This is a genomic window from Bartonella sp. CL25QHWL (assembly GCF_042195335.1).
GTDB lineage: Bacteria > Pseudomonadota > Alphaproteobacteria > Rhizobiales > Rhizobiaceae > Bartonella.
The window spans coordinates 1-6429 of sequence record NZ_JBHIOE010000029.1; the positions used below are offsets into that span (position 1 = coordinate 1).

General features: G+C 40.5%; 10 protein-coding genes and 1 pseudogene. 2 read left to right on the forward strand and 9 right to left on the reverse strand.

The window, feature by feature from the left end; all coding sequences use genetic code 11:
- On the reverse strand, positions 1-266 hold a 266-nt coding region (locus tag ACFILY_RS08855), incomplete at its 3' end, for a lysozyme (protein WP_375637884.1).
- Positions 267-486: 220 nt separating this feature from the next.
- Between ACFILY_RS08855 and ACFILY_RS08860 the strand changes: the two genes are divergently transcribed.
- Together ACFILY_RS08860 and ACFILY_RS08865 are read left to right on the forward strand one after the other, a co-directional pair.
- Entirely contained in the window at positions 487-729 is a 243-nt protein-coding gene (locus ACFILY_RS08860; protein WP_375637885.1) for a type II toxin-antitoxin system RelE/ParE family toxin, read from the forward strand.
- Positions 716-1036 (forward strand): addiction module antidote protein, encoded by a 321-nt coding sequence (locus ACFILY_RS08865; RefSeq protein WP_010705378.1) that lies wholly within the window; start codon positions 716-718, stop codon positions 1034-1036. The genes ACFILY_RS08860 and ACFILY_RS08865 overlap by 14 nt, the downstream gene beginning before the upstream one ends.
- A gap of 44 nt (positions 1037-1080) precedes the next feature.
- Here ACFILY_RS08865 and ACFILY_RS08870 read toward each other — a convergent pair.
- The 8 genes and pseudogenes from ACFILY_RS08870 to ACFILY_RS08905 form a co-directional block, all read right to left on the reverse strand.
- Positions 1081-1606 (reverse strand): annotated as a pseudogene (locus ACFILY_RS08870) (antA/AntB antirepressor family protein).
- Positions 1607-1909: 303 nt separating this feature from the next.
- Complete coding sequence (locus tag ACFILY_RS08875) at positions 1910-3226, reverse strand: phage late control D family protein (RefSeq protein WP_375637883.1); 1317 nt, start codon at positions 3224-3226, stop codon at positions 1910-1912.
- Complete coding sequence (locus tag ACFILY_RS08880; protein WP_375637882.1) at positions 3223-3447, reverse strand: tail protein X; 225 nt, start codon at positions 3445-3447, stop codon at positions 3223-3225. The genes ACFILY_RS08875 and ACFILY_RS08880 overlap by 4 nt, the downstream gene beginning before the upstream one ends.
- Complete coding sequence (locus tag ACFILY_RS08885; protein ID WP_375637881.1) at positions 3444-3824, reverse strand: phage tail protein; 381 nt, start codon at positions 3822-3824, stop codon at positions 3444-3446. The genes ACFILY_RS08880 and ACFILY_RS08885 overlap by 4 nt, the downstream gene beginning before the upstream one ends.
- A 5-nt stretch (positions 3825-3829) precedes the next feature.
- The gene (locus ACFILY_RS08890; RefSeq protein ID WP_375637880.1) at positions 3830-5959 is read right to left on the reverse strand and encodes a phage tail tape measure protein; all 2130 of its coding nucleotides are present in this window, start codon (positions 5957-5959) and stop codon (positions 3830-3832) included.
- Complete coding sequence (locus ACFILY_RS08895) at positions 5956-6027, reverse strand: GpE family phage tail protein (RefSeq protein ID WP_081485993.1); 72 nt, start codon at positions 6025-6027, stop codon at positions 5956-5958. Before ACFILY_RS08895 ends, ACFILY_RS08890 begins: the two co-directional genes overlap by 4 nt.
- 38 nt (positions 6028-6065) lie before the next feature.
- Positions 6066-6353 (reverse strand): phage tail assembly protein, encoded by a 288-nt coding sequence (locus ACFILY_RS08900; RefSeq protein ID WP_273791694.1) that lies wholly within the window; start codon positions 6351-6353, stop codon positions 6066-6068.
- 1 nt (position 6354) lies between these two features.
- The coding region (locus ACFILY_RS08905) for a phage major tail tube protein (RefSeq protein ID WP_375631908.1) at positions 6355-6429 on the reverse strand (75 nt) is incomplete at its 5' end.

A 6429-nucleotide genomic window follows, 5' to 3' on the forward strand; every position in this document is an offset into this window, starting at 1 on the left:
GACACTAACGCCGCAAATTGTTCATCCGTTAATGAAACCGTAACAGCGCGTTCAACGACATTTTCAAATTGTCTTAAGTCTTGGCAAAGAAGTTCTTCTGCTTGCTTTTCCGTGATGGTCATGCCTTCGTAAATAAAAGGTTTTCCAGCATTGTTTGTATGTCCATAACCTATTGTCCACACACCAATGGTATCTTTGTAGGCGTTCAAACGCAAACCTTCCCATTGTTTGATAAGTGCAAGTCCTTCTGATGATATTTTTCGCATATGATTCTCCATAAAAAAAGCTCCGCAAAAAGCAGAGCTGGATTAAAAAATTGACATCTTTCTCATTCGGAAAGATAGCTTGGTTAAGCTTTATGTCGCTTTTTCATTGGAACAAAAGAATGTATTTGACATTGTAATAATTGTATCTTATAAGTTACAAATGTTTACAGTATACAAAACAGAGCATTTTATAAAATGGCTAGATTCTTTAAAAGATTAGATTGCGCAAGCGCATATTGTTAAACGGATAGCAAGAATAGAAACGGGATTTCTTGGAAATGTAAAATTTTTCCGTGGAATTGGAGAGTTAAAGATACATCATGGTCCTGGCTATAGAATCTATTTTGTAAAACAAGGTAAACAAATCATTTTATTACTGAATGCTGGTGATAAATCTACACAACAAAAGGATATCAAAAAAGCTCTTCAATTAGTAAAGGAAATAAAACATGGAAATTACTAAATTTGACACAAGTGAATATTTCAAGACACCTGAGACACAAAGGATTCTTTTAGAAGATGCTCTTGAAAGCAAAGATAGTAAGTATCTTGCCCATGCTCTTGGTATAATAGCGAAAAACCAAGGAATGAGTAAAATCGCCCAAAATACAGGGCTATCAAGAGAGTCTCTTTATCGTTCTTTAAGTGATAAAGGCGACCCACGGCTTTCTACTTTTCTCAGTGTTTTGAGTGCTTTAAATTTGCAGATTAGTTTAGCGCCTATCCAAAATAATTGTAAGGAACAAGCGGCTTTAGAAGAAGCATCTTGACTACCTCATCATTTTGAAATGGGGAGGGGAGGCATATTTTTTACTTAAGCGGCTTTCACGACAGATCTTTCTAAGACTTGTTTTGCTTCTTTGATTATGGCTTTGTAATGCTTGCTTTCTTCTACCAACGTACAGGCTTTGACAAGATGCATGTGGAGAGGTTCATAAATGTAAACAGCCTTTTTAGTCGGAGACATTTTATCCCAATCTTTTGGGAAAGCAAAACGTATATCATCATAATCAATAAATTGACTTTTTAGTTTCTTTTTACATTCAATAAAGTAACGACGAGCTTGGCGTCCTTCTCATTGCGTTCAACCATTGAGAGCTCTTTCGCCATATCTAAGGTAAGATGATATTCTTTACTTATAACATTTTTACGTTTCTCATTTTTGAGAAACGTAAAACCATAATCTTGATTTCCAAAAATCCATATTCTTTAATACGGCGTACAATCCAATCTGCAAATTTAGAATTGACTTCTAAAAACGTATGTAATTTACGTGCGTTAACCGTTTGAACAGTTTATTGACCAATATTTTGTTCTTTAATTTCTATAAGAGTGTTCATAAGAATTCCTTACTATTTAGATGTTTCTCAATGACACTTTTAAAAAGTGCCGGGTGCTAAGAAACACGGTAGTAAGTCCGTCGTTATGCTTTTCCCAAAAGGGTATTGTATAGCGTAACTACACCCGACAAGATCATTATATGCATGTCACATACAATGAGTCAAAGCCTTTAAACGTGCGGAGAAGAGATTGTTTCGTAACCAAATCCGCTTACTATTAAGGTGTTTCTTAGGCACCTAATTCGGTTATTCATATTGTCGCCACATTATCAAGTGGCTTCTGATAATTTTTTGATATTTTTGCTAATTGATATCCTCTTCATCCATATGGATAACGCCTTCGCCTTCGTCGCATGCGTTTGGTGGAGCGTTTGGATCAAGGGTATCATCCTTGTCTGGTGTGGTGTTTGCAACGTTTCCAGCCGCATCTTCTTGGGTTTCATCAAAAAGCTCGCAATCTATTTTTGTGGTATAACCACCTGTTTTATCAAGCTTGTGTTTAACGCTTTTGATGCGCCATTCTGCTGGAATATAGGGGCGGAAAGAGGGCTCCTGAACAAGCTTTGCTTCTGCTTGCACAAAGGGATCACCACCGATATCACATGAGAAAGAAGACTTACCGCGTGATGATTTATTGCGATAAGCAGCAATGGCTGCAACAGTCTCTGATTGGTTATGGTAGGTGTATTTGAGTTCATGAAACGGTGCTTTGCCAACTTTGACTTCTTTTTTTTCACCACTGCGGATATCATGATAGGTTGCGAGAACACCGCCTTTCTTCTCTTTGTCTTCTTCTTTTTTCTCAGATTCTTTTTCTGCTTTTTCCGATTCAGATGATAATGGTGCTGTTCTGCCACTGTCATCCATATGGATAAAGTTTTCATCATCATCAATCTCTTCTGGTTCTCGTGCATCAGCAGCGGCTTTTTGATCGTCTCCCACATCTGTTTCTAAGCCATTTGCTGCTCCTGCTTCATCCCGTGCGCTGTATTTAAAATCCCAAGAGGTACAATGTTTCTCATGAATAACAACAATAGGGAGTGTTTCACCGGTGATGGCTTTGCCTTCACCCCGTTTGGCGAGCACCAGTTTGCCATCAACGGGCTTTGCTACCGCATCATATTCCCCTGCGAGGCGTGCGGCAAAAGCCATATCACTTTCTGATGTTTGATCAATATGACGCACAACGATTTTTGCAAGAGAAGAATCAACCTTTGGCGTATAGCCATTACGCTCTGCTATCTCTTGAACAATACTGCCAAGGGTTTGTTGGTGATAGGATTGGCTTTTGGGGGTTCTGTAAGACGTGTTCATTGATGCGGCGCGTCCTGTAACACTTAAGCTTTGTGGTGGGCTGCTCACAGAGATTTCGTCTATCAGATAGGCTCCCATATCGCGGTTTTTTCCGCCTTCATAGCCAAGTTTTATGGAAATAACTGTCCCGATAAGAGGAATATCAAGAAAGCCGTTATCACTGTCACGTGCGCGGTCATCAAGCTCTATAGTGATACGATCACTTTTGTTTTCTGCTTCATCGGTAATTTCAATCGACAAAACATAATCCATAAGAGTTTTTGTGATGTCTTCTCCATTTGCCAGAACCGTGCAAAAAGGTTTCATGATTTGCTACCCCAAATTCTGATCACTGGTGTGGCTTTCGGATAGGGGAGGGTTGGTAAGAGTATCGTAATACCTGCTTTTAAAATGGGTCCATAGTCTGCAAGCCCCAAATTTGCTGTATAGACCCGTTCAACAGCAAGCGCTTGTTGACCTTTGGCATAGTATTTCCAGCAAATGGCATCAACCATATCACCATTTTTGGTCATGTAAAGATCACTCATAGGTCTTCACCATATTCTCTCAACTTTATTGTAAATTCTTGTTTTTGTGGGGTGCCGTTATGATGAAAAACGCTTTGTTTTTCCTCTACAGAAAGAATGACAAATTTACCTAAGATTTTGCCTTGACCGGTCACAAGAATGTGAGGTCCTTCATGTGCCATTTGCCGTAAATATTCGAGCTGTCTGTGACCACCTTTGAAATCTGGATAAATCACGCCTGCTAAAGAAAATTCCGCATTTGCAACAGCAGGCAATTGAAGAGCAGCCTTTCTCCCCAATCGTCCTTGCTCTACCCATGGAACCCCATAAGACATATCAAGTGTTTGATAAGCTGCTGTTTCAATCGAAAAAATAAAACCACCCAAAGCTAACATCATGGTATTTAATCCGAAAGGCTAGAGGCTATGGCTAAACGTTGCTGTTTTGCATAGCGTTCAAGTGCTTGATTGACAGCGTCTCTGATTTCGTCCTTAAGACCATTTGGTACTGAAATATTGAGATTTGTAATGGTTACACGGGCGTCTACTTCAACAGGTTTGTGAATCGTAATGGGTTCTGGAACTTCAAAGGAACCCACTTTTGTATTTGGAGTTTCTATGTATTCTGTTTCGACTGTCCCTGTATTAAAACCACTCTTGCGTTTTTCAGATGGAGCATTGGGTACAATTGCTGTATCAACCATTTTTTTTGCGCGTGCATTGGTTTCATCGGTAAAGGTTTTTAAAGTCTGGGTTGAAGTTTTGTTGATTGAAACATTAAAGCCTAGCTGTTCTTTCATCCAATTAGGCATCCAGCTGGTTAATGTGCTTATTATGCCGCTAAACCATTCAGACAGAGCACTCCATTGGTTTTTGATACCTTCCCAAAGCCCGTTAATCAGATTGATTCCTGCTTCCATGAGATTGACCCCAAACAGCCACTCAATCAATGCATTGATTTTTTTCGAAAACCAAGAGAGTGGTGAAAAGTTTTTAAAGAGCGTCAAGAGGTTATTGAAAACGTTACTACATAAGCTCGCAAAAGAATTCCACAAGTTGCTTATGAAGCTTACTACCGTATCCCAATTTTTGTAGAGCAGATATCCAACTCCAACAAGGGCTGCTATGCCGCCAGCAATCCAGCCGATAGGAGTGGTCATGATTGCGATACCAAGCGATATAAAAGCAGAACTAACGGCAGTTATTGCTGGAATAAGTGAAGCTATAAGAGTTACAGCAAGACCAGCAATTGCGGAAGCAGCTGGTGCTATTGCCGCAATGAATGCCCCAGTAAGAACTGCTCCAACTGCAGCTAAGGATGCGGCTACCCAGCCATTGAGTTCATCCCAATATTTATAGAGTAAAACAAGAGCTGCAATGCCGCCAATTAGCCAACCGATAGGTGTGGTCATTATAGTATAGCCAAGGGTGACAAACGCTGCTCCCGCTGCGGCTAATGCGGCAATGAGTGGACCAAAAATGAACGAACCAAGTGCCACAAGTCCTACCTTAAAGAGGGTTATTTCACCAATCAGAGGTTCTAGCCATTGGAACCAGCCTTTAATCCTCTCTGTGAGATCACTGATGCCTTTTCTTAAATCAGAGGTAGGATTAAGCAAATCATTAAGGACTTTTTTTAAGGTTTTTGCCCAGCTCGCAACGGTTGTTTGGATGAGGTCACGGTTTTCATCAATCAATTTTGAAAAACCGTCAATCATATCATTAATCACGGGCATGAAACGCGCGCCAATAAAGCTCGCGATACCGCCTATTTTTTTCTTAAAAGCACCAAGCTTATCACTCAAATCTGCTGCATAGCGTGCAACATCGGCACCTATCAGCCATTTTCCTTTTCGCGCCTTTGCAAATAGTTCTTTGATAGGCGCCATGCCTTGTGCAAGCATGGCGGCCATTTCTTTACCATCCCCACCAAACAGCAGAGAAGCAATATGCTCTCTTTGTGCTTGATTTTTCATCTTACTCATCTTGTCAGTAATTTCTTCTAACAAGACAGAAGTGGATTTGAGTTTTCCAGAAGTGTTTTTGACAGAAATGCCAAGCGCTTCAAAGCCCATCATGCCTCTTTTTTGTCCAGCATATGCTTGTGCTGAACGCCTATTTAAAACCGCTAAGGATTGTTGAAAAAGCTCGGCAGAAGTGCCTGAATTATCGGCTGCATCCCCCCATAATTGAAGTGATGCAACACTCATTCCCAAATGCTGTGATGCATGGTGAAGACTATCCCCAAGATGCATGGTTTGCATGGTAACGGAGATCAAGCTTGCCACAAGACCATCACCAGTAAGCCCTAAAGCACCGGTAAATACCGAAGCACGACTTGCCGCTGTACCAAGGGCTCTTTGAACGCCTTTAAGGCATGCTGTCATATTTTTTAGTGCAGCAGAAAAGTGGGGAATATTTAATGTATGCGACAAATTATTAAAAGATTCTTGTATACGTTTGAGAGGTGCGGTGAGTTTGTCCTCAAGAGTCAATTTTACCTTTGCATCGGCACCCTTAGTTGTTTTACTCATTTTGTCTTATACCTTTCTGCTGCTTGTTTTCGCCAGAATATTAATTCTTGTGGTTCCATTTCCATCATGTCTGAAAGGGACCAATGGAACACAATGGTAATATCGGCTATGAGTTTAGCGGCGGTTTCCCAGTCGAGGTATCCCGCCGTTTGATAAAAGACTCTAAGATTTCTCCAATGCTCGATAAGTCATTGATGTCGAGTTCACCAACAGCTTCATGTGGCCATGCAGAAAGGCGAGAAACCATAGCGATTGTTTGTTCAACGCCTTCCTTCTTATCTATTGCTTGCACATCTTTTGTTTTGGGGCGCCGTAAGGTGATTTCGGTATGCTCTTTTCCTTCAAAGGTAATCGGTACAAGTAATTTATGTGTAATGCTTGTTTGGACTGTCATTTTATAATCCTATATTTTCTCTATGGTCTGCGAGTTGATTGACGCCATTGAATTTTCTCACCAAGTTGAGGACATC

Coding starts and splice junctions, on each gene's coding strand:
- ACFILY_RS08865 (WP_010705378.1), top strand. CDS start 716: ATGGAAATTACTAAATTTGACACAAGTGAATATTTCAAGACACCTGAG.
- ACFILY_RS08875 (WP_375637883.1), bottom strand. CDS start 3,226: ATGAAACCTTTTTGCACGGTTCTGGCAAATGGAGAAGACATCACAAAA.
- ACFILY_RS08880 (WP_375637882.1), bottom strand. CDS start 3,447: ATGAGTGATCTTTACATGACCAAAAATGGTGATATGGTTGATGCCATT.
- ACFILY_RS08885 (WP_375637881.1), bottom strand. CDS start 3,824: ATGATGTTAGCTTTGGGTGGTTTTATTTTTTCGATTGAAACAGCAGCT.
- ACFILY_RS08890 (WP_375637880.1), bottom strand. CDS start 5,959: ATGAGTAAAACAACTAAGGGTGCCGATGCAAAGGTAAAATTGACTCTT.
- ACFILY_RS08900 (WP_273791694.1), bottom strand. CDS start 6,353: ATGACAGTCCAAACAAGCATTACACATAAATTACTTGTACCGATTACC.